General features: G+C 63.8%; 21 protein-coding genes. All 21 read right to left on the reverse strand.

Going from position 1 to position 20,114, the window contains the following annotated elements:
* Positions 1 to 240: 240 nt before the first annotated feature.
* The gene (gene flhB / locus APH30_RS00385; protein WP_054911376.1) at positions 241 to 1,383 is read right to left on the reverse strand and encodes a flagellar biosynthesis protein FlhB; all 1,143 of its coding nucleotides are present in this window, start codon (positions 1,381 to 1,383) and stop codon (positions 241 to 243) included.
* A 2-nt stretch (positions 1,384 to 1,385) separates the two neighbouring features.
* The gene (gene fliR, locus APH30_RS00390) at positions 1,386 to 2,162 is read right to left on the reverse strand and encodes a flagellar biosynthetic protein FliR (RefSeq protein WP_054881280.1); all 777 of its coding nucleotides are present in this window, start codon (positions 2,160 to 2,162) and stop codon (positions 1,386 to 1,388) included.
* A gap of 7 nt (positions 2,163 to 2,169) precedes the next feature.
* Positions 2,170 to 2,439, reverse strand: coding sequence for a flagellar biosynthesis protein FliQ (gene fliQ, locus APH30_RS00395; protein WP_012273497.1), 270 nt, complete (start codon positions 2,437 to 2,439; stop codon positions 2,170 to 2,172).
* A 21-nt stretch (positions 2,440 to 2,460) separates the two neighbouring features.
* The gene (fliP, locus tag APH30_RS00400; protein ID WP_054881279.1) at positions 2,461 to 3,228 is read right to left on the reverse strand and encodes a flagellar type III secretion system pore protein FliP; all 768 of its coding nucleotides are present in this window, start codon (positions 3,226 to 3,228) and stop codon (positions 2,461 to 2,463) included.
* Positions 3,228 to 3,674, reverse strand: a complete 447-nt coding sequence (fliO, locus tag APH30_RS00405; RefSeq protein WP_054911377.1) for a flagellar biosynthetic protein FliO — start codon at positions 3,672 to 3,674, stop codon at positions 3,228 to 3,230. The genes fliP and fliO overlap by 1 nt, the downstream gene beginning before the upstream one ends.
* On the reverse strand, positions 3,675 to 4,142 hold the full coding sequence (gene fliN, locus APH30_RS00410) for a flagellar motor switch protein FliN (RefSeq protein ID WP_029885654.1): 468 nt from the start codon (positions 4,140 to 4,142) through the stop codon (positions 3,675 to 3,677).
* 47 nt (positions 4,143 to 4,189) lie between these two features.
* Entirely contained in the window at positions 4,190 to 5,158 is a 969-nt protein-coding gene (gene fliM / locus APH30_RS00415) for a flagellar motor switch protein FliM (protein ID WP_009683214.1), read from the reverse strand.
* A 9-nt stretch (positions 5,159 to 5,167) separates the two neighbouring features.
* A complete protein-coding gene (gene fliL, locus APH30_RS00420; protein ID WP_054911378.1) occupies positions 5,168 to 5,665 on the reverse strand; it encodes a flagellar basal body-associated protein FliL in 498 nt (165 codons plus the stop codon).
* 218 nt (positions 5,666 to 5,883) lie between these two features.
* Positions 5,884 to 7,146 carry a flagellar hook-length control protein FliK gene (locus APH30_RS00425; protein ID WP_054911379.1) on the reverse strand — a complete coding sequence of 421 codons (1,263 nt, stop codon included), beginning with the start codon at positions 7,144 to 7,146 and terminating at the stop codon, positions 5,884 to 5,886.
* 70 nt (positions 7,147 to 7,216) lie between these two features.
* Positions 7,217 to 7,564, reverse strand: coding sequence for an Hpt domain-containing protein (locus tag APH30_RS00430; protein ID WP_054911380.1), 348 nt, complete (start codon positions 7,562 to 7,564; stop codon positions 7,217 to 7,219).
* A 47-nt stretch (positions 7,565 to 7,611) separates the two neighbouring features.
* Positions 7,612 to 9,303: a fused response regulator/phosphatase gene (locus APH30_RS00435; protein ID WP_054911381.1), complete on the reverse strand. Its 1,692-nt coding sequence runs from the start codon at positions 9,301 to 9,303 to the stop codon at positions 7,612 to 7,614.
* Between the two features lie 8 nt (positions 9,304 to 9,311).
* The gene (locus APH30_RS00440; RefSeq protein WP_054911382.1) at positions 9,312 to 9,614 is read right to left on the reverse strand and encodes an STAS domain-containing protein; all 303 of its coding nucleotides are present in this window, start codon (positions 9,612 to 9,614) and stop codon (positions 9,312 to 9,314) included.
* A 113-nt stretch (positions 9,615 to 9,727) separates the two neighbouring features.
* Positions 9,728 to 10,180 (reverse strand): flagellar export protein FliJ, encoded by a 453-nt coding sequence (gene fliJ / locus APH30_RS00445; RefSeq protein ID WP_054911383.1) that lies wholly within the window; start codon positions 10,178 to 10,180, stop codon positions 9,728 to 9,730.
* A gap of 6 nt (positions 10,181 to 10,186) precedes the next feature.
* Positions 10,187 to 11,542, reverse strand: a complete 1,356-nt coding sequence (gene fliI, locus APH30_RS00450) for a flagellar protein export ATPase FliI (protein WP_054904676.1) — start codon at positions 11,540 to 11,542, stop codon at positions 10,187 to 10,189.
* Positions 11,532 to 12,320 carry a flagellar assembly protein FliH gene (gene fliH, locus APH30_RS00455; RefSeq protein WP_054911384.1) on the reverse strand — a complete coding sequence of 263 codons (789 nt, stop codon included), beginning with the start codon at positions 12,318 to 12,320 and terminating at the stop codon, positions 11,532 to 11,534. Before fliH ends, fliI begins: the two co-directional genes overlap by 11 nt.
* Before the next feature lie 109 nt (positions 12,321 to 12,429).
* Positions 12,430 to 13,449, reverse strand: a complete 1,020-nt coding sequence (fliG, locus tag APH30_RS00460) for a flagellar motor switch protein FliG (RefSeq protein WP_003254434.1) — start codon at positions 13,447 to 13,449, stop codon at positions 12,430 to 12,432.
* Positions 13,442 to 15,220, reverse strand: coding sequence for a flagellar basal-body MS-ring/collar protein FliF (fliF, locus tag APH30_RS00465; protein ID WP_054904678.1), 1,779 nt, complete (start codon positions 15,218 to 15,220; stop codon positions 13,442 to 13,444). The genes fliG and fliF overlap by 8 nt, the downstream gene beginning before the upstream one ends.
* 15 nt (positions 15,221 to 15,235) lie before the next feature.
* On the reverse strand, positions 15,236 to 15,568 hold the full coding sequence (fliE, locus tag APH30_RS00470; protein ID WP_003254438.1) for a flagellar hook-basal body complex protein FliE: 333 nt from the start codon (positions 15,566 to 15,568) through the stop codon (positions 15,236 to 15,238).
* A gap of 223 nt (positions 15,569 to 15,791) precedes the next feature.
* A complete protein-coding gene (locus APH30_RS00475) occupies positions 15,792 to 17,147 on the reverse strand; it encodes a sigma-54 dependent transcriptional regulator (protein WP_054911385.1) in 1,356 nt (451 codons plus the stop codon).
* Positions 17,147 to 18,364, reverse strand: coding sequence for a PAS domain-containing sensor histidine kinase (locus APH30_RS00480; RefSeq protein ID WP_054911386.1), 1,218 nt, complete (start codon positions 18,362 to 18,364; stop codon positions 17,147 to 17,149). The genes APH30_RS00475 and APH30_RS00480 overlap by 1 nt, the downstream gene beginning before the upstream one ends.
* A 212-nt stretch (positions 18,365 to 18,576) precedes the next feature.
* Complete coding sequence (fleQ, locus tag APH30_RS00485) at positions 18,577 to 20,052, reverse strand: transcriptional regulator FleQ (RefSeq protein WP_054911387.1); 1,476 nt, start codon at positions 20,050 to 20,052, stop codon at positions 18,577 to 18,579.
* Between the last annotated feature and the right edge of the window lie 62 nt (positions 20,053 to 20,114).

Genomic DNA, 20,114 nt, shown 5'->3' on the forward strand with positions numbered 1-20,114 from the left:
GATTTATGTTGTGGGTCGGCCTGTGGGAGCGGGGGGCCCGCGAAAGGGCCAGAAGCCCTCGCACAAGCAACTGTCTTTCTCAAAATTTGAAAAGCCTGCGCGATTCATTGTGGGAGCGGGCGTGCCCGCGAAGCAGGCGACGCGGTGCCTGGCACCGGCTGCGCCGGTGTTCGCGGGCACGCCCGCTCCCACAGGTGGAACAGTGAATGACAGCTTCTAATCCCCTCTCAAGACACAAGGTCAACTGTCGCGGCGCAGGTCTGGCGGAATCGGCAGGTCATCCTTCAACGGCTCAGGGCGCCTGCCCTTGCCCGCACGGTACTGGCGGATCTGGAACACATAGGCCAGCACCTGCGCCACAGCCAGGTACAGGCCGGCGGGGATTTCCTGCTCGATCTCGGTCGAGTAGTAGATCGCCCGCGCCAGCGCCGGCGATTCCAGGATCTGAACCTTGTGCTCCACGCCAATTTCGCGAATCTTCAAGGCAATGAAATCCGTGCCCTTGGCCAACAGCAACGGCGCCACCCCACCCTTCTCCGGGTCATACTGCAAGGCCACCGCATAGTGGGTCGGGTTGGTGATGATCACGTCGGCCTGCGGCACCGCCGCCATCATGCGCCGCTGCGATACTTCGCGCTGCAGCTGGCGAATACGCTGCTTGACCTCGGGTTTGCCCTCGCTGTCCTTGTACTCGTCACGCACTTCCTGCTTGGTCATCTTCAGTTTCTTGTGCGTCTGGTACAGCTGGAACGGCACATCCGCAGCCGCGATCAGCAACAACCCGGCCGACATCCACAAGGCACTCCAGCCCACCACCTGCAGGCTGTGAATGATCGCCTGCTCCAGCGGCTCGTTGGCAATCGACAGCAGCGCCTGGCGGTCGTTGATCAGTACCACCACCGCCACTACCAGGATCACGAAAAACTTGGCCAGCGCCTTCAGCAATTCGGTCAAGGCATGCATCGAGAACATGCGCTTGATGCCCGACAACGGATTCATGCGACTGAATTTCGGCTGCAGCAAACTGCCCGAGAACAGGAAGCCGCTCAGCGCGATGGGCGCCACGAAGGAGATCACGAACAGCAGGATCAGCACCGGCTGCACGGCCCAGATGGCCATCTTGCCCGAGGCCAGCAGAAACGCGCCCATCGCCCGCTCGTCCACGATGATGTCGCGGGTCAGGCTGAAATTCATGCGCATCAACGCCAGCAGGGTTTCGGCCAAATGCCCGCCAAACGCCAGCAGCCCACCCGCGCCGGCCAGGGTCACCGCCACCGTGTTCAACTCCTTGGAGCGGGCGACCTCGCCTTTTTCCCGTGAGTCGCGCTTGCGTTTCTCGGTGGGGTCTTCCGTTTTGTCCTGGCCGCTTTCGCTCTCAGCCATGCTCAGCCCGCCCTTGCCAGTTCACGCAGCCACTGCAGCGTTTCGCTGGCCAATGCCTGGTAGTGCGACAGCACATCGGCCAGGCCGACCCAGAAGATGAACATGCCCATGACCAGTGTCAACGGGAAACCGATGGAGAAAATGTTCAGCTGCGGCGCCGCACGGGTCATCACCCCAAAGGCAATGTTCACCACCAGCAACGCCGCAATCACCGGCAGGATCAACAGCAAGCCGGCACCGAACACCCAACCCATGCGCCCGGCCAGCTCCCAGAAGTGGTTGACCACCAGCGCATTGCCCACCGGCAACGTGGTGAAGCTTTCGGTCAGCACCTCGAACACCACCAGGTGGCCGTTCATCAACAGGAACAGCACACTCACCAGCATCGTCATGAACTGGCTGATCACCGTAACGTTGACCCCGTTCCCCGGGTCGACCATGGAGGCGAAGGCCATGCCCATCTGCACCGCAACGATCTGCCCGGCAATCACGAACGCCTGGAACAGCAACTGCAACGCCAGGCCGAACAACGTCCCGACGATGATCTGTTCGGCGCACAGCAGCAGGCCGCGCAGGCTCAGCGGGTCGAATTCAGGCAGCGGTGGCAACGCCGGCACGATGACCACGGTAATGGCCACGGCCACGTACAGGCGCACCCGCGCCGGCAGCATGCGGGTACCGAAGATCGGCATGGTCATCAACACCGCCGTCACCCTGAACAACGGCAGGATGAAGGTGGCGACCCAGGTGCCGATCTGCGTATCGGTCAGCTCCAGCATCCGCGCATCAACCTATGAGCTGCGGAATGTTGGTGTAGAGCGTGGTGATGTACTCCATGAACTTCTGCACCAGCCACGGCCCGGCAACGATCAGCGTGATCAGCATCACCAGCAGGCGCGGCAGAAAGCTCAGGGTCTGTTCGTTGATCTGCGTGGCGGCCTGGAACATCGCCACCACCAGGCCCACCAACAGGCTTGGCACCACCAGCACGGCCACCATCAGGGTGGTCAGCCACAGGGCATCACGGAACAGGTCGACAGCGACTTCAGGTGTCATCGGCGGCTCTCCTTGACGGCGTCAGACGCCGCCGAAACTGCTGGCCAGGGTGCCCATGATCAGCGCCCAGCCATCGACCAGCACGAACAGCATGATCTTGAACGGCAGCGAAATGATCAGCGGCGACAGCATCATCATACCCATCGCCATCAGCACACTGGCCACCACCATGTCGATGATCAGGAACGGGATGAAAATCATGAAGCCGATCTGGAACGCCGTTTTCAGCTCGGAGGTGACGAACGCAGGCACCAGGATGGTCAGCGGCACTTGATCGGGCCCGGCAATGTCGGTGCGCTTGGACAAGCGCATGAACAGGTCCAGGTCGCTTTGCCGGGTTTGCGCGAGCATGAAGTCCTTGAGCGGGCCCTGGGCCTTGTCGATGGCCTGCTGAGCGGTCATCTGTTCTTTCAGGTAAGGCTGCAGGGCATCCTGGTTCACCCGGTCGAACACCGGGGCCATGATGAACATCGTCAGGAACAGCGCCATGCCGGTCAGCAGCTGGTTCGACGGTGTCTGCTGCAAGCCCAGGGCCTGGCGCAGGATCGAGAACACGATGATGATACGGGTGAAGCTGGTCATGAGGATGACGAACGCCGGAATGAAGCTCAGCGCCGTCATGATCAGCAGGATTTGCAGGCTGACCGAATATTCCTGCTGCCCGTCCGCGGTATTGGACAGGGTAATGGCCGGAATCGACAACGGGTCGGCGGCCAACGCCAACGGCGCGGCCAGCAACAGCGCCACTGTCAACAACGGCCCCAACAACCTACGCAGCGCGCCGCTCATCACCTGTTGTCCTTAGGGTTCTTGCCCATCAACTCCATCAACCGCTGGGCAAACTCCGGCGTCGCCTGGCGAGCGTTTTCCGGCACCTGCACCGGCTCTGCCAGCACATGCAACGCCTCGATGCTGCCCGGGGTGTGGCCTATCAAAATCTGCTCCTTGCCCACCTGCACCAGCAACAGGCGGTCGCGCGGGCCGATGGCGCGGCTGCCGACGATCTCGATCACCTGCCCACCCTTCACCGCCGTGCTCTGCAAACGCCGCAGCAGCCAGGCCAGAAAGAAAATCAGGCCAACCACCAGCAGCAGGCCGAAGACCATTTGCGCCAGTTGCCCGCCCAGGCTGCCAGGCGCCGCTGCCGGCGTGGCCGTGGGCGTGGCCGCAGCCAGACAGACGTGGCTGCCCAACAACGCCGCAAGGGCCGCGATGGCACGTATCGTGGCCTTCACTCAGCGCAGCTTCTTGATGCGTTCGCTGGGGCTGATCACGTCGGTCAGGCGAATGCCGAACTTCTCGTTGACCACCACCACTTCGCCATGGGCGATCAGCGTACCGTTGACCAGCACGTCCAGTGGCTCGCCGGCCAGGCGGTCAAGCTCGATGACCGAACCCTGGTTGAGCTGCAGCAGGTTGCGGATGTTGATCTCGGTGCTGCCCACTTCCATGGAAATGTTCACCGGGATATCCAGGATCACATCCAGGTTCGGGCCTTCGAGGCTGACATTTTCGTTCGGCTTGGGCGAGCTGGCGAACTCTTCCATTGGCAGGCGGCCCGGGCCGCTGTGGCTGCCGGTGTCACCGCCCAGCAGCGCATCGATGTCCGCCTGGCCGGCAGCACCGGTCTCTTCCAGCGCGGCGGCCCACTCATCGGCCAAGGCCTGATCTTCTGGGGAGGTGATCTCGTTTTCGTTAGCCATGGTTTCCTCGACAGGCATTCAATTCGTTAGGGGCGACCGGCACGCCGTCAACGGCGTTCGATCGGGTCGATGATCTGCAGCGCCAGGTTGCCCTTGTGCGAGCCCAGCCGCGCCTTGAACGCCGGCACGCCATTGGCGCGCAACACCAGGTGCTCGGGCAATTCCACCGGTATCACATCGCCAGGCTGCATGTGCAGGATGTCGCGCAGCTTCAACTGGCGCCGGGCCACGGTGGCAGTCATCGGCACGGCGACATCCAGCACGTCTTCGCGCAGGGCCTTGACCCAACGCTCGTCCTGGTCGTCCAGGTCGGACTGGAAACCGGCATCGAGCATTTCGCGCACCGGCTCGATCATCGAATACGGCATAGTCACGTGCAGGTCACCGCCACCACCGTCCAGCTCGATATGGAAGGTTGACACCACCACTGCCTCGCTCGGGCCGACGATGTTGGCCATGGCCGGGTTGACCTCGGAGTTCATGTACTCGAAAGACACCGGCATGATGGCCTGCCAGGCTTCCTTCAGGTCGACGAAGCACTGGTCCAGCACCATGCGTACCACGCGCAGCTCGGTGGGGGTGAACTCACGGCCCTCGATCTTGGCGTGGCGGCCATCGCCGCCGAAGAAATTGTCCACCAGCTTGAACACCAGCTTGGCGTCGAGAATGAACAGCGAAGTGCCGCGCAATGGCTTGATCTTGACCAGGTTCAGGCTGGTCGGCACATACAGCGAGTGCACGTACTCGCCGAACTTCATCACCTGCACGCCACCCACGGCCACGTCGGCCGAGCGGCGCAGCAGGTTGAACATGCTGATGCGGGTGTAACGGGCGAAACGCTCGTTGATCATTTCCAGGGTCGGCATGCGACCGCGCACGATACGGTCCTGACTGGTCAGGTCGTAGCTTTTGATACTGCCGGGCTCCGCGGCGGTCTCGGTCTGCACCAGCCCGTCGTCGACGCCGTGCAACAGGGCATCGATTTCATCCTGGGACAGCAGGTCCTGTACGGCCATGGCGGACTCCTACTGCAATACGAAATTGGTGAACAGCAGCTGGTCGATGACCGGCTTGCCAAGTTCCTTCTGCGCCACTTCCTGGACCACGGCAGTGGCTTTCTGGCGCAGCATTTCCTGGCCGACCGGGCTGCCGGCGAGGGCGTCGAAGCCCTGCCCGGAGAACATCATCACCAGGTTGTTGCGGATGACCGGCATGTGCACCTTGAGCGCATCCAGGTCTGCCTGGTTGCGCGCCTGCATGGTGATGCTCACCTGCATGTAGCGCTGGCGCCCGTTCTGGTTGAAGTTGACCACGAAGGCCGGGGTCAGCGCCTGGTAGATCGCTGCTGGCTTGACGTTGCTGGCTGCCGCCTCGGCGGCCGGCGCCGGTTCGCTCTTGTGCATGATGAACCAGGTAGCGCCCACCGAAAGGCCGATCGCCAGCAACAAGCCGACGACAGCCATGATGATCAGCTTGAGTTTGCCTTTTGTGGCGGGGTCTTTGACTGCTTCGCTCTTCGCCATGCCAATAATCCGTCGTCCATCGGGGGTTCAAAGGAGGATGGCTTGGCCTGAGCAAGTGTTATGCCAGCTTACTCAGAAGCTTGGTTTCAGCAGGATTTGCGGTGCTCTCTTCTTCGCGGGCATGCCCGCTCCCACAGGTACTGCACAGGTTTCAAAATCGATGAAATTCCTGTGGGAGCGGGCGAGCCCGCGAACAGGTCGGAACAGGCTACCCGGCATCAGGCGTAGTAATCGACCGCACTGTCGCCGACAACCACCTGCTGCTCCACAGGCCGGGCGCTATCGACAACCTCGCTCCCACCCTGCCCGGCCCGCCGCGCGGCCACCCCGGACAGGTTGCTGTCCTGTGCCTGGCCCTGTTGCTGCTGCTGCCCCCGCGACTGATCGGCGACGTTGACGTCGGGCTGCGCCAGCCCCTGCTGGGCGAACAGCTCGCGCAGGCGGTGCACCTGGCTGTCCAGGGCATCACGCACGCCCGCGTGGCCGCTGATGAACGTGATCTGGGTAGCCTGGTCCGCCGCCACATTGACGCGAATGTCCAGGCGGCCCAGCTCGGCCGGCTCCAGCTGGATATCCGCCGACTTGAGATTCTGGCTGGACAAGTACATGACCCGGTTGACCAGGCCCTCGGCCCACGCATTCTGGTTCATCGGCAAGGGCTGGTGCAGCGGGCTGGCACTGGCCGGCAGCGCGTTGGCGGTCTTGGCCGTGGCTGCCTGGGTCAGGCTGGCCAGGCGATTGGCGAAGTCGTCGATACGGGTGTCGCTGGCAGCGCTCTTGGTGTCTTTCAGGCCATCTTCGAGCAAGGCACCGAACGCCCCGTCACCGGACTCGGTAGCGTCGCCCTCGCTTTGCTCGACCAGAGTCGTCAAGCTATTGACGGCAGCGCGGCCGTCATCGCCCTGGGCCTGAGCCGGATCAAGGGCATGTGCGGAAGTACTGCCTTTGGCCTGGGCGCTGTGCTCCAGCGCCAGGCGCAGGGTTGGCAGGTTGGCCAAGGGGTCGGCGTCAGGGTCGAAGGCTTCTTCGGTGGGTTCTGCCGGCACTGCGGTGGCCAGTTGAACTTGCGCCGTGGCGGCTTGCAACACGGGCGTCACCGCCTCGGCCTGGGCCTGGATCAACTGCCCGCCGGGCTGGCCATCGGTGACCTGCCCGGCCACCAGGCTGGCGTCCGTTAGCCCGGTATCGGCCTGGGCGGTATCGTCATCTGGCAATTTGTTGCCGTCATCGGCAACCGCTGCCTTGCTGCCCGGGTCTTTCTTGCCGCCAACAGCCGCTTCCGGCTTGTCCTTGGGCCTGGCCTGGGCAACCTTGTCATCGGGCCCAGCCGGCGGGTTGCGCCGCTGCCGGGCCATGACCTGGTCGAAGCCGTCGCCCTTGTCGCCCAACGCCTGCACGGGTTTGTCTGCCTGCAGGGCAGTCGAACGCGCGCTACTGGCGGGGGCATTGGCTTGCAACAAAGGGTTGGGTGCGACAGGCATCGAGCGGTCTCCGCGCCAGAACGTGAGTATCTTCCTGGCAGGGAAAAGCAAGACTCGCGCCAACTAGCCGTCAGCCTGCAGAGATGCGAGCTTTCTCTGCGCGATAAAAGCGCTCTACCTCCTTGTACTCCAGGTCAATGCGGCTGATCAGGTCCTCGATGCCGTACAGCGGCGGCCGCTGCGCTCGCTCTTCAAGCTGCTGGCACAGGCTGGCCAAAACCATCGCGCCCATATTGCTGCTGCTGCCTTTGAAGCTGTGCGCAGCCGCCCTGAGTTCGGGGGCACTTTTGGCCGCATGCAGTTGCCCCACGCGGCACTCCGAGTCCTCGAGAAACGTCTCCACCAACTTGAGATAGCCATCCTCCATGACCTCACGCAGGTCGTTGAGGACCCGGTGATCGATATGCATGTCCGTCACTTGCTCACTCCCTGATCAAGCAGATTATGCCCAAGCCCGCACGGGGCTCACCATTCGAATTCCACCTGCGCACACCGCCCACCCTCTGCCCAGCGCGCATCACCGGCCAGCTGCCGCACCAGGTTCAGGCCACGCCCACTCAGGCCGTGGTCCGGCACAGCCCGTGCCAGTACGCTCGGCACATCGAAACCAGCGCCGCTGTCGCTGACTTCGATCCTCAGACGCCCACCCTGGCCACGCGGTTCAACCCTGAAACGGATGCTTACACAACCTTCAGCCAGCGATGCCAGGCGCCGCGCCCGTTCTTGATAATAGTCGGCAAAGCCCTGCACATCGCATTTGAGCTGCGAGTCCAGACCGAGCACGCCATGCTCCAGCGCATTGGAATACAACTCGCTGAGCACGCTGTGCAAGTGGCCAGTGCGCGCCCGCAAGCCGGGTATTTCCTGCAACAACTGCACCATGTAGGGCACCGGATTGAAACTTTTAAGGCTGGCACCCCGCACCTCGAACGCCAACGACCAGTCCTGCGGGCTTGACCGGCCGCTGTCAGCGTAGACCACCGGCATCGGTGGCCGCTCTTTGGCACCGAACATGCGGATATCGCACAGGCTGATATCGTCGCGCGGGTGCCCTCCAAAACGCTCCAGGGCCAGCAGCAGCTCGTCGAACAAGCAGGCCGGGTCACGATTGGCGTTCAGCACCTCGCGCAGGCGCCGCTCGCCGAACAGGCGCTCCTGCTCGTCGGCAGTTTCCAGCACCCCGTCCGACAGCAGGAACAGGCGCTCCCCTGGCACCAGCGGCAACATCTCTGTGCTGGCATCGAAGCGTTCGGCCGCCAGAATACCCAGCGGCAGGTGCCGAGACTGCAGCACCGACAACACCTGGCCATCCAGCGAGAGGTGGTAGACGTCAGGCATGCCGCCATTCCATACCTCTACTGCGCCACACTGCATGCTCAGATTCAGCAGCACCGCACAGCAGAACATGTCGACCGGCAGAATACGCTTGAGCTTGGCGTTCATCTCGCGCAGGACCTCGGCCATGCCGTAGCCCTTGGCGGTCATGCCGTAGAACACCTCCGCCAGCGGCATGGCACCCACCGCAGCCGGCAAGCCGTGGCCGGTAAAATCACCCAGCAGTACACGCATGTCGCCGGCCGGCGTGAAGGCCGCCAGCATCAGGTCACCATTGAACAAGGCGTAGGGTGATTGCAGGTAGCGGATGTTCGGCGCCGCCAGGCAGCCGGCATGTGCCACCTTGTCGAACACGGCCTTGGCCACCCGCTGTTCGTTGAGCAAGTGGTGGTGGTGCTGGGCGATTTGGTCGCGCTGCGCCAGCACGGTACCCTGCAACCGACGCAGGCGGTCCATGGCGCGGATCTTGGCTGCCAGTATCACCGCGCTGTAGGGCTTGGCCATGAAGTCATCGCCGCCCGCTTCCAGGCAACGCACCAGGGCCTCCTCCTCGTTCAGCGAGGTGAGGAAAATGATCGGCACCAGCGCCTCGCCGGCCAGGGCCTTGATCTGCCGCGCCGCCTCGAAGCCGTCCATGACCGGCATCAGCGCATCCAGCAGCACCAACTGTGGGCGCCGCTCGGCGAACAGCGCCACGGCCTGCTCACCATTTTCCGCAGTGACAACCTCGTGCCCCTGGCGGCGCACGATCTGCGCCAGCAACAGACGGTCGGCGGCACCATCCTCGGCAACCAGTACGGTCAATGCCTGTTCGGCCGGCATGTCGGCGCTCAGCTGATCTTGAAGAGTTTTTCGAAATTGGAGATGGCGAGAATCTTGCGCACATCGGAGCTGGGATTCATCACTTCCACCTCGACCGTTTCGCCCGCATGGTCGCGCAGCAGCAACAGCATGCCCAGGGCCGAACTGTCGAGGTGGGTCGTGTCTTTCAGATCGACAACCACGCGATCGTGCCCACCTGGTTGGCGCTCATAAGCGCCGCGAAATGCCTGAAGCATGCTGAAATCGAAGCGTCCTTTGATCTTGATCGTCAGCGTTTTCCCGGCCTGCGTGAAATCAGTTTCTACTGCCATGCGAGCGTTCCTTCGATGATGGCGGGTACAGCTTGTTGAAGGTTTAGCAGGCGATGGCACGGGCGGCAAGAACACGGCGCCCACAGGCCGCTCCACAACGCGACGCTACGGATTCAGAACTGATCTTGCCGCGGCAGGCGCTGGGACAACTCGTCCAGCAGGCGCTGCTCACGCTTGTCCTCGGCGCGGCGGGCCTCGTCCAGGTAACGCTGCACCAGCTTGCGCAGCCCCTCCACCCGGGCGTAGGCCTGCTGCCACGTGCCACGGGCATTGTCGAGGTTGTTCTGGTGCCAGACCAGGCTCTGCCGCTGCTGGGTCATCGCCGTTTCCAACTGGCCAAGGAAGCGCTGGTAGTTCACCAGCCAGTTGCCATTGACCCCCTGCCCACCGCGGTTGATCCACTGCTGCTGGTAGTCTTCGCGAAACCGCTCCAGTTCGGCCAGCTTGGCCTGGGCGACGGCAACTTGCTGCTGGAAATGGCCCAGCCGCTGGGCGGCCTTGCGCTCGGCCTCTTCGGCCATGTCCACCACCGGCGCCAGGCGCGCGGCGCGCCCAGGGAGGGCCATGGCCTATCAGCCGGCCGGGGGCGTGAAGATCGCCCCCAGCTCTTCACGGCTCTGCGCCATACCCACGTTTTCACGCAGGCCCTGGCGCAAGAAGCCCACCAGCTTCGACTGCAGGGCAATCGCCAGGTCAGTCTCCGGATCGCCGCCCGCCACATAGGCACCCACGCTGATCAGGTCGCGGCTTTGCGACAAGCGCGACCACAGCTGCTTGAATTTCTGCGCCTGGCGCAAGTGGTCGGCATCCACCACCTGCGGCATCACCCGGCTGATCGAGGCTTCGATATCGATGGCCGGGTAATGGCCTTCCTCCGCAAGGCGCCGCGACAGCACGAAGTGCCCGTCAAGCACACCACGCGCCGAATCCGCGATGGGGTCTTGCTGATCGTCACCTTCGGACAGCACGGTATAGAACGCGGTGATCGACCCTCCGCCCGGCAAGCCATTACCCGCCCGCTCCACCAGCTTGGGCAGCTTGGCAAACACCGACGGCGGATAACCCCGCGTGGCCGGCGGCTCGCCAATGGCCAGGGCAATTTCCCGCTGGGCCTGGGCAAAACGGGTCAGCGAATCCATCAGCAACAGCACATTCTTGCCTTTATCGCGGAAGTACTCGGCAATGCGCGTGCAGTACATGGCGGCGCGCAGGCGCATCAGGGGGGCATCGTCGGCCGGCGAGGCGACCACCACGGAGCGCTTGAGGCCCTCCTCACCGAGAATGTGCTCGATGAATTCCTTGACCTCGCGGCCCCGCTCGCCAATCAGGCCGACCACGATGATTTCCGCTTCGGTGAAGCGGGTCATCATGCCCAGCAATACCGATTTACCCACGCCAGTACCGGCAAACAGGCCCAGGCGCTGACCCCGGCCGACGGTCAGCAGGCCGTTGATGCTGCGAATACCCACATCCAGCGGTTTGCTGATCGGGTCGCGGTTGAGCGGGTTGATCACCGGGCCGTCCATCGGCACCCAATCCTCGGCTTTCATTCCGCCCTTGCCATCCAGCGCGCGGCCCGCACCGTCCAGCACCCGGCCGAGCATGCTCATGCCCATGGGCAAGCGGCCGCCATCATCCAGCGGCACCACGCGTGCGCCCGGGGCAATGCCGACTATGCTGCCCACCGGCATGAGGAACACCTTGGACCCGGCAAAGCCCATGACCTCGGCCTCGACCTGCACCGGGTGATAACTGTCGTCGTTGATCACCAGGCAGCGGCTACCAACGGCGGCACGCAGACCTTCGGCCTCCAGGGTAAGGCCGACCATGCGCAGCAGGCGGCCTTCGACGATGGGCTGGGCGGGCAGCGCAATGGCCTCGGCGTAACTGCCCAGGCGCTTGCTGAAACTGGTGCGTTCAAGGCGCATCAGGGTTGTCCACGGCAGGCTCGACCCGCGCATCCAGGTCTATCGCCAGGTCGGGTTGAGCCGGGTGCAGGGAATGGTCGTGCAACTGGTCGAACAACTGCGCCACGGCCTTTTCGGTACGCGTTTCCATGCTCGCGTCGATGCGGCTGTGCGCGGTTTCGATGCGGCACCCCCCCGGTAACAAGGCGCTGTCTTCGAATAGCCGCCAGTTTTCCTCGTGCCGTTCGCGCAGGGCCTTGGCCAGCTCGAAATCCTGCGGGTTGAGGTGAATACGAATGTTGTCCGCGCCCATGGGCAGCAGCTTGAGTGCCTCGCGCAACACCTGGGTGATCTGGCTGGAGTCGGTGCGCAGCTCACGGCCGATCACCTGGCGGGTCATGTGCGCGACCAGATGCACCAGCTGCTTTTCGATCTGCGTGTCTTGCTCGGCAATCGGCGCCATCAGGTTGCTCATCAGCCGCTCAAGGCTGTCGAGCTTGGCCTTGAGCGCCTCTTCGGCCTCCTGGCGCACCTTCAGCTGGGTGCTATGGAAGCCCTCGCGCTCACCGGTGGCGAAGCCCTCGTTGTAGGCTTCCTGGCGTATGGCTTCGAGCTCTTCCAGGGTCAGTGGCTGGACTTCTTCCAGCGGCACTTCCTCGATTTCGTCCTCGACCACCTCGGGTTCTGGCTCAGGTTGGGGCTCGGGTTGCGGGTCGAAACTGGGCAACGCCCATACATCCACGCCCTCGAGGTCGCGGGCACGGATCAGGTCGCTGGGGTGGTGTTCTTTGGTGGACATTGGTAATGCCTGTGGGTCATAGCGGCAAGCTTCAAGCGGCAAGTTTGAAGAAAAAGCAGGCTGCGCAAGGGCTGCTGTTTCTTCAAACTTGCCGCTTGTAGCTTGCCGCTTAAATCATTTCCTCGGCGCCTTTGCCGCCAAGCACGATCTCGCCGGCTTCGGCCATGCGCCGGGCAATGGTGAGGATTTCCTTTTGCGCCGTTTCCACATCGCTGACCCGCACCGGGCCCTTGGCCTCCAGGTCGTCGCGTAGCAGCTCCGAGGCACGCTTGGACATGTTCTTGAAGATCTTGTCCTTGACGCGCTCGTCGGCACCCTTGAGCGATACCACCAGCACGTCCGACGACACCTCGCGCAGCAGCGCCTGGATACCGCGGTCGTCGACATCGGCCAGGTTGTTGAAGACGAACATCAGGTCTTCGATCTGCTCCGACAGGTCGCTGTCGATCTCGCGGATCGCATCCATCAACGCGCCTTCCACGGAGCTGTCGAGGAAGTTCATGATGTCGGCGGCGCGCTTGATGCCACCCAGGGTGGTGCGCGCGGCGTTGGAGTTGCCCGAGAACTGCTTCTCCAGAATCTGGTTCAATTCCTTCAAGGCCGCTGGCTGCACAGTGTTGAGCGACGACACGCGCAGCACGATGTCCAGGCGCACCTTGTGGTCGAAGTTGCTCAGTACCTCGCCGGCCTGGTCGGGGTCGAGGTAGGCGACCACGATGGCCTGGATCTGCGGGTGCTCGTAGCGGATCACATCGGCCACGGCGCGCGGCTCCATCCACTTCAGGCTGTCCAGGCCACTGGTGTTGCCACCCAGCAGGATGCGGTCGACCAGGCCGTTGGCCTTGTCCTCGCCCAGCGCCTGGTTGAGCATCTTGCGGATATAGGCATCGGAGCCCACGCCCAGGCTGGTCTGGTCGCCGACAATGTCGACGAACTCGCTCATCACCTGCTCGACCTGGTCACGGTGCACATTGCCCATCTGCGCCATGGCCACACCTACCCGCTGTACCTCCTTGGGGCCCATGTGCCGGAGCACCTGCGCCGCATCGGTTTCACCCAGCGAGAGCAACAGGATCGCCGCCTTGTCCACGCGGCTCAGCTTGGCGGTAACGGCTCGGTTATCACTCATCGGCGTTGATCCACTCTTTCACGACCTGGGCAACACGGCCCGGGTCTTCGGCCACCAGGCCTTTGATTGCGTTGAGCTGTGCCTCGTAACCCTCGCTTGGGCTAGGCAGCAGAATGCTTGTCGGGCCACCCAGGCTGACGCGGTCGTTGGCCAGTTCGCCATCCAGACCCATCATGCCGCCCAGCTCCATGTCGCTATCCGGGGCAGCTTGCTTGCCGCCCCCTGTAATGTTGTTCAACACCGGCCGCAGTACACCGAATACCAGCACCAGGATGAACACTACGCCCAACACCTGCTTGACGATATCCCAGAACCACGGCTGCTGGTAAAAGGCGATGTCGGCAATTTCCTCGCCACGGTCGGCCGCGAACGGCACGTTGATCACCGTCACGCTGTCGCCACGGCTGGCATCGAAACCAACGGCGTCCTGCACCAGGCGGGTGAAGCGCGCCAGGTCTTCGCTGCCCCACGGGGCACGGGTGGTGTCACCGGTCGCCGGGTCGATCTTGACCTGGTCGTCGACCACCACGGCCACCGACAGACGGGTCATGCGCCCTTGTTGCTGGCGGGTGTGGCTGATCGAGCGGTCCAGCTCGAAGTTCTTCGTGCTTTGCTGCCGCTTGTCCGACGGGTACGGCGCGAGCATCGGCTGGCCGGTGGCCGGGTCCATGATCTGCTGGCCATTGGCATCGACCAGCGGTTGCCCAGGCTGAATGGCCGCTGCCGGGGTGGCGGCGCCACCGGTGGTCTGCGGTGCCGTGGCCGCACCGGGCGGCTGGTTGCTCAGTGCCCCAGGCACGCCCTGCGGGCCTTGGCTGCTGGCACGTTGCTCATCAACCGACTGCTCGCTGCGCAGCGCTGGCTGGTCGGGGTTGAACTGCTCGGAAGTGGACTCGACCGCGCTGAAGTCCAGGTCGGCGGACACTTCGGCCTTGTAACGGTCGTTGCCCAGCACCGGCTGCAAAATGTTGTGCACACGCTGGGTGAGCATGCTTTCCACCCGGCGGCTGTAGTCGAACTGCTTGCCAGCCTGGGTCAGCGCAGAATCCTGGATCTGCTCGGACAGCAGGTTGCCCTTCTGGTCCACCACGGTGACCTGTGACTTGTCCAGCTCCGGCACGCTGGTGGCGACCAGGTTGACGATAGCCATCACCTGCCCGGGCTCCAGGGCGCGGCCTGGGTACAACTCGACCAGTACCGAAGCGCTGGGTTTGCGTTCGTCGCGCACGAACACCGAGCTTTTCGGAATGGCCAGGTGAACGCGGGCGGCCTTGACGTTGTTCAGGCTCGACACGGTGCGCGCCAGCTCGCCTTCCAGGCTGCGGCGGTAGCGGGTAGCCTCCATGAACTGGCTGGTGCCCAGGCCCTGCTCCTTGTCGAGCAGTTCGAAGCCCACGTTGCCGTCACTTGGCGCCACGCCCGCCGCGGCCAGCTTCAGGCGTGCACGGGCGAGGTCATCGGACTTGACCAGCAAGGCGCCAGAATTGGGTTCGACGTTGTACGGAATGTCGGCCGCAGCCAGGGTGTCCATGACCTGCTTGGTGTCCATGCCCGACAAGCTGCCGTACAGCGGACGGTAATCGGGTTGCTGCGACCACAGCACCACGGCAAAGCCGATCGCCACGCTGGCCGCCAGGCCGACCATGAGGCCGACCTGCCGCAGCATGGGCATCTGCGCGATGTTTTCCAGAAACGCCATGCCGAACAGCGGCGGCTTGGCCGCTGGCGAACCAGCCTTGGCGGGGGCGTTATCGACGACTGCTTCAGCCATGGGTTACATCCGTCCTCAAACCGGCATCTGCATGATGTCCTGGTACGCCTGGACCAGCTTGTTGCGTACCTGGGTCATGGCCTGCATCGACACGCTGGCCTTTTGCGAAGCGATCATCACGTCGGTGAGGTCGACGCCGCTCTTGCCGATTTCGAAGGCGTTGGCCAACTGGGTCGAGGCTTGCTGGGTTTCATGCACCTTGCCAATGGCCTGGCCGAGCATGTCGGCAAAGGTGCTTTGACCGGGCGCCAGCTCGGGGGCAGCGGTGACCTTGGGCAGCGACATGGCGTCGGCCTGCATGGCGCGCATATCCAGCATCAGACGATTGAATTCAACACCTTGGCTCATGACCCTTCTCTCTCCTGCGGCCGCATTTTTTTGACACCCATGCAGCGAATAGCCTACGTAAAGCAACAAAGGTGCCAGCCTCTATCGTTCAGGCAACATCACACCCCTGTGGGAGCGGGCGAGCCCGCGAACACCGGCGCAGCCGGTGCCATGCAGCGCGTTGGATTCTTCGCGGGCGCGCCCGCTCCCACACAGGCCGCGTCGCGCGTTGGAACTGGGCCTGTCAGCCGAACAAGCTGGCCTCGACGTCAAACCCGGCATCGCGCATCTGCGCCAGTTTGTAGCGCAGGGTGCGCGGGCTGATGCCGAGCCGTTCGGCGGCTTCCTTGCGGCGGCCACGCTCGGCGCGCAGGGTATCGATGATCATCTGGTACTCGTGGCGGCGCATGTCATCCCCCAGGCCGCTGGCTTCAGCGGCGACCGCGGGTAATGGCTCATTGCCAGCTGACAAGGGAATGGCGCCTGCCAGACAGAAATCCGCCACTTCGATCACCCCGCCCTGCTGCAGAATCAGCGCCCGCTGCAGGGCGTTGTCCAGTTCACGGACATTGCCCGGCCAGGCGTAACCTTGCAAACAGGCCTGTGCCTGCGCCGACAAGCGCACCGGGGCATGCTTCATCTTCGCCACATGCCGCGCCAGCAGGCGCTCGGCCAGTTGCAGAATGTCGCCAGGGCGCTCGCGCAGCGGGCGCCAGGCCAGGGGGAAGACCGAAAGCCGGTAATACAGGTCTTCACGGAAACGCCCCGCGGCCACCTCGCCAGCCAGGTCGCGGTTGGTGGTGGCCAATACCCGAATGTCGAGACTGACCGGCTTGCGCCCGCCTACCCGCTCTACCTCGCGCTCCTGCAGCACCCGCAACAGCTTGGCCTGCAGTGCCATGGGCATTTCCGAAATTTCGTCGAGCAGCAAGGTGCCGCCCTCGGCCTGCTCGAACTTGCCGGGCTGGGAAGCAATGGCACCGGTAAAGGCGCCCTTTTCGTGCCCGAACAAGGTGGCTTCGAGCATGTTGTCAGGGATCGCCGCACAGTTGATCGCCACAAAGGGCTGGGCCGCCCGCGGGGATTGCTGGTGAATGTAGCGCGCCAGCACTTCCTTGCCGGTACCAGACTCGCCGGAAATCAGCACGGTGGAATCGCTGCGCGCCACGCGCGCCGCCAGCTCCAGAAGCTGGCGGCTAGCCGGCTCGCAGGCCACCGGCCCCTCTTCGCCCGTGACCCGGCCGGCCGCATGCCGCTCGACCAGGCTGAGCAGCGCCTTGGGCTCGAACGGTTTGACCAGGTAATCGGCAGCCCCTTGGCGCATGGCCTCCACCGCACGCTCGACCGCTGCATGCGCGGTCATCAACAACACCGGCAACTGTGGTTGCTGGCGGCGCAACTGCGCGAGCAACTGGTGGCCATCCATGCCGGGCATGTTCACATCGCTCACCACCAGGCTGAAGGCGTCATGGTGCACGGCCTCCAGCGCTTCCTCGGCACTGCCCACCGCGCGGTAGGCAAAGCCGCCGATTGCCAGCGTGTCACCCAGGGCCTGGCGCAATACGCGGTCATCCTCGACCAGCAGCACCTTGATCGCCATTACACGCCCTCCGCCGACTGCCCGTCGATCAACGGCAGCTCGACCCGCACACAGGTGCCGCGACCGACCTTGGAGCGCAGGCTCAGGCTACCCTGGTGCGCCCGCACCACCGCCTTGACCACCGCCAGCCCCAGGCCGGTGCCGGTGGCCTTGGTGGTCAGAAACGGCTCACCCAGGCGCGCCAACAAGCTGGCGTCGATACCGCTGCCGGCATCACTCACGCACAGGTGCAGGGTGCGCTGGCGGCGGTACAGGTGCACTTTCAACTGCGCCGGGCCTTCGCTGGCCTGCAAGGCATTCTCGATCAGGTTGAGCAACGCCCCCACCAGGGTGTCCCGATTGCAGAGCAGCTCACCCAGGTGGCTGTCGCACTGCCAGCGCACGGCGTGCCCCTGCACATGGGCCTGGGCGGCCTGCTGCAAGGCCTGGAACAGGGCCTTGGGGGTGAGCCGATCGCCCAGCGGCAGCTCGCCACGGGCGAATACCAGCATGTCGCGCACCTGGTGTTCCAGTTCGTGCAGGCGCTCTTTCAGGGTTGCGGCAAAGCGCTGGCGGGTTTCGGCATCAAGCTCGTGCGCGCTGTCGGCCAGATGGCTGGCGTAGAGCATGGCTGCCGACAAGGGGGTACGGATCTGATGTGCCAGCGAGGCGACCATGCGCCCCAGCGCCGACAGGCGCTCATGGCGCGCCAACTGGTCCTGCAAGCGTCGGGTTTCAGTCAGGTCGTTGAGCAGCACCAACTGGCCAGGCTCGGCGTCCAGGGAACGGGTGGCGATGGACAGACGGCGGCCGTCGCGTAGCGAGACTTCATGGCCGTCATCCTTGCGCGGTGCAAAGCTGCGGGCAATCACCTGGCGCCACAGCTGGCCGAGCAACGGCTCGCCGAGCAGTTGGCAGGCGGCCGGGTTGGCTTCACGCACAAGGCCTTGGCCATCGATCACGATCACCCCGCCAGGCAGCAGGTCCAGCAGGTTCTGCAGGCGGTTGGCCAGGCGTTCCTTTTCACTCAGTTCGTCGATGCGCTGGGCGCTGACCACCGCCAGTTCGCCCTTCAGCTCGCTCACCCGGGCTTCGAGCAGGCTGTAGGACTGGCTCAGCTGGCTGGACACCTGATTGAACAGGGCGAAGGTGTGCTCGATACCCTGGCGGCTGTCCTGCTCGACCGGGGTATGCCCCTGCTGACCGGGGGCTCGGGATAGTTTGGCGGCCTGGGGCATCGTGCTCTCTCGCGTGGCTGACCGTCATAAAAACGGTGTGGTGCCAGCGGTGTAGCAATAGCCGTGCCGGGGATAGGGTTTTGCTGCAACCTGTACCGGCCTCTTCGCGGGCTTGCCCGCTCCCACAGGTTCAGTGCATGGCTCGAATTCAGCGCTGGCCCTGTGGGAGCGGGCAAGCCCGCGAAGAGGCCAGTGCAGGCGACCGCCAGGCTTCAATCCTCTGCCTGCTCCTCACCGCCCTGGCGGCTCATTCCATACTTGCGCATTTTCTCGACCAAGGTGGTCCGGCGAATACGCAGCCGTTCAGCCGCCCGCGCCACTATCCCGTTGGCATCGTCCAGCGCCTGCTGGATCAACCCCTGTTCCAGGCTCCCCAGGTAATCCTTGAGGTCCAGGCCTTCAGGGGGCAGCATCGCCGGGTTGCTGAAGTTAGGCGTATGGCCATTGATCGCCACACGCTCTTCCAGGTCGGTGCGCAGGCTATCGACCATCTGCTCGTCTTCATCATCGACATAGCGGAATTTCTTCGGCAGCTCGGAAACGCCGATCACCCCGTAAGGGTGCATGATGGCCATGCGCTCAACGAGGTTGGCCAGCTCCCGAACGTTGCCCGGCCAGCCATGGCGGCACAACGACATGATCGAGGCGGAATTGAAGCGGATGGAACCGCGTTTCTCGTGCTCCATGCGCGAGATCAGCTCGTTCATCAGCAGCGGAATGTCTTCCACCCGCTCGCGCAGCGGCGCCATCTCGATGGGGAACACGTTCAGCCGGTAGTACAGGTCTTCGCGGAAGGTGCCGTCCTCGATCATGTTCTCGAGGTTCTTGTGCGTAGCGGCAATGATGCGCACATCAATGCTCTGGGTCTTGTTGCTGCCCACGCGCTCGAAGGTGCGCTCCTGCAGCACGCGCAGCAGCTTGACCTGCATCGGCAACGGCATGTCGCCGATTTCGTCGAGGAACAGGGTGCCGCCGTTGGCCAGCTCGAAACGCCCGGCACGGCTGGTGATCGCCCCGGTGAAGGCGCCCTTCTCGTGGCCGAACAGTTCGCTTTCCAGCAACTCGGCGGGGATCGCGCCGCAGTTGACCGGTACGAACGGCGCTTCGCGGCGCTTGGAGTGGTAGTGCAGGTTGCGTGCGACCACCTCTTTGCCGGTACCCGACTCACCCAGGATCAGCACACTGGCGTCGGTATCGGCCACCTGCTGCATCATCTGCCGCACATGCTGGATGGCCCGGCTGGTGCCCACCAGGCTGCGGAATAGGTTGGGCTCACGCTGGCGGCCGCGCTCACGCGCCTGGTCATACATTTCGCGGTAGACCTGGGCACGGTGCAGCGAATCCAGCAACTGGCTGTAGCTGGGCGGCATTTCCAGGTTGGAAAGCACGCGGCGGCGAAGGTCTTCCGGGAACTCCGCGGAAGAAATTTCACCTAAAAGCAAAACTGGAAGGAACTCATCCCATGCAGCCACTGTCTTAAGCAACCCAAGCACATTGCCGGGGGCGTTTACAGCGCCGATAAGCACGCACAGCACTTCACGGCTCGAGGCCAAAGGCTCCACCGCCTGCTGCCAGTCGTGGCTGGCGCACGCGAGGTTCTCTTCGCCGAGAAAGTTCAGCACCACCGCGAGGTCGCGGCGGCGCGCGCTGTCGTCATCGATCAGCAGGATCTTGGTTTCACGCCACATGCAATAGCAACTTCCCTAGTCATATCGGCACCCTGCAAGGGGCATGCTCGACATCATTCCGA

Origin of the sequence: Pseudomonas sp. NBRC 111127 (genome assembly GCF_001320345.1) — a bacterium.
GTDB lineage: Bacteria > Pseudomonadota > Gammaproteobacteria > Pseudomonadales > Pseudomonadaceae > Aquipseudomonas > Aquipseudomonas juntendi.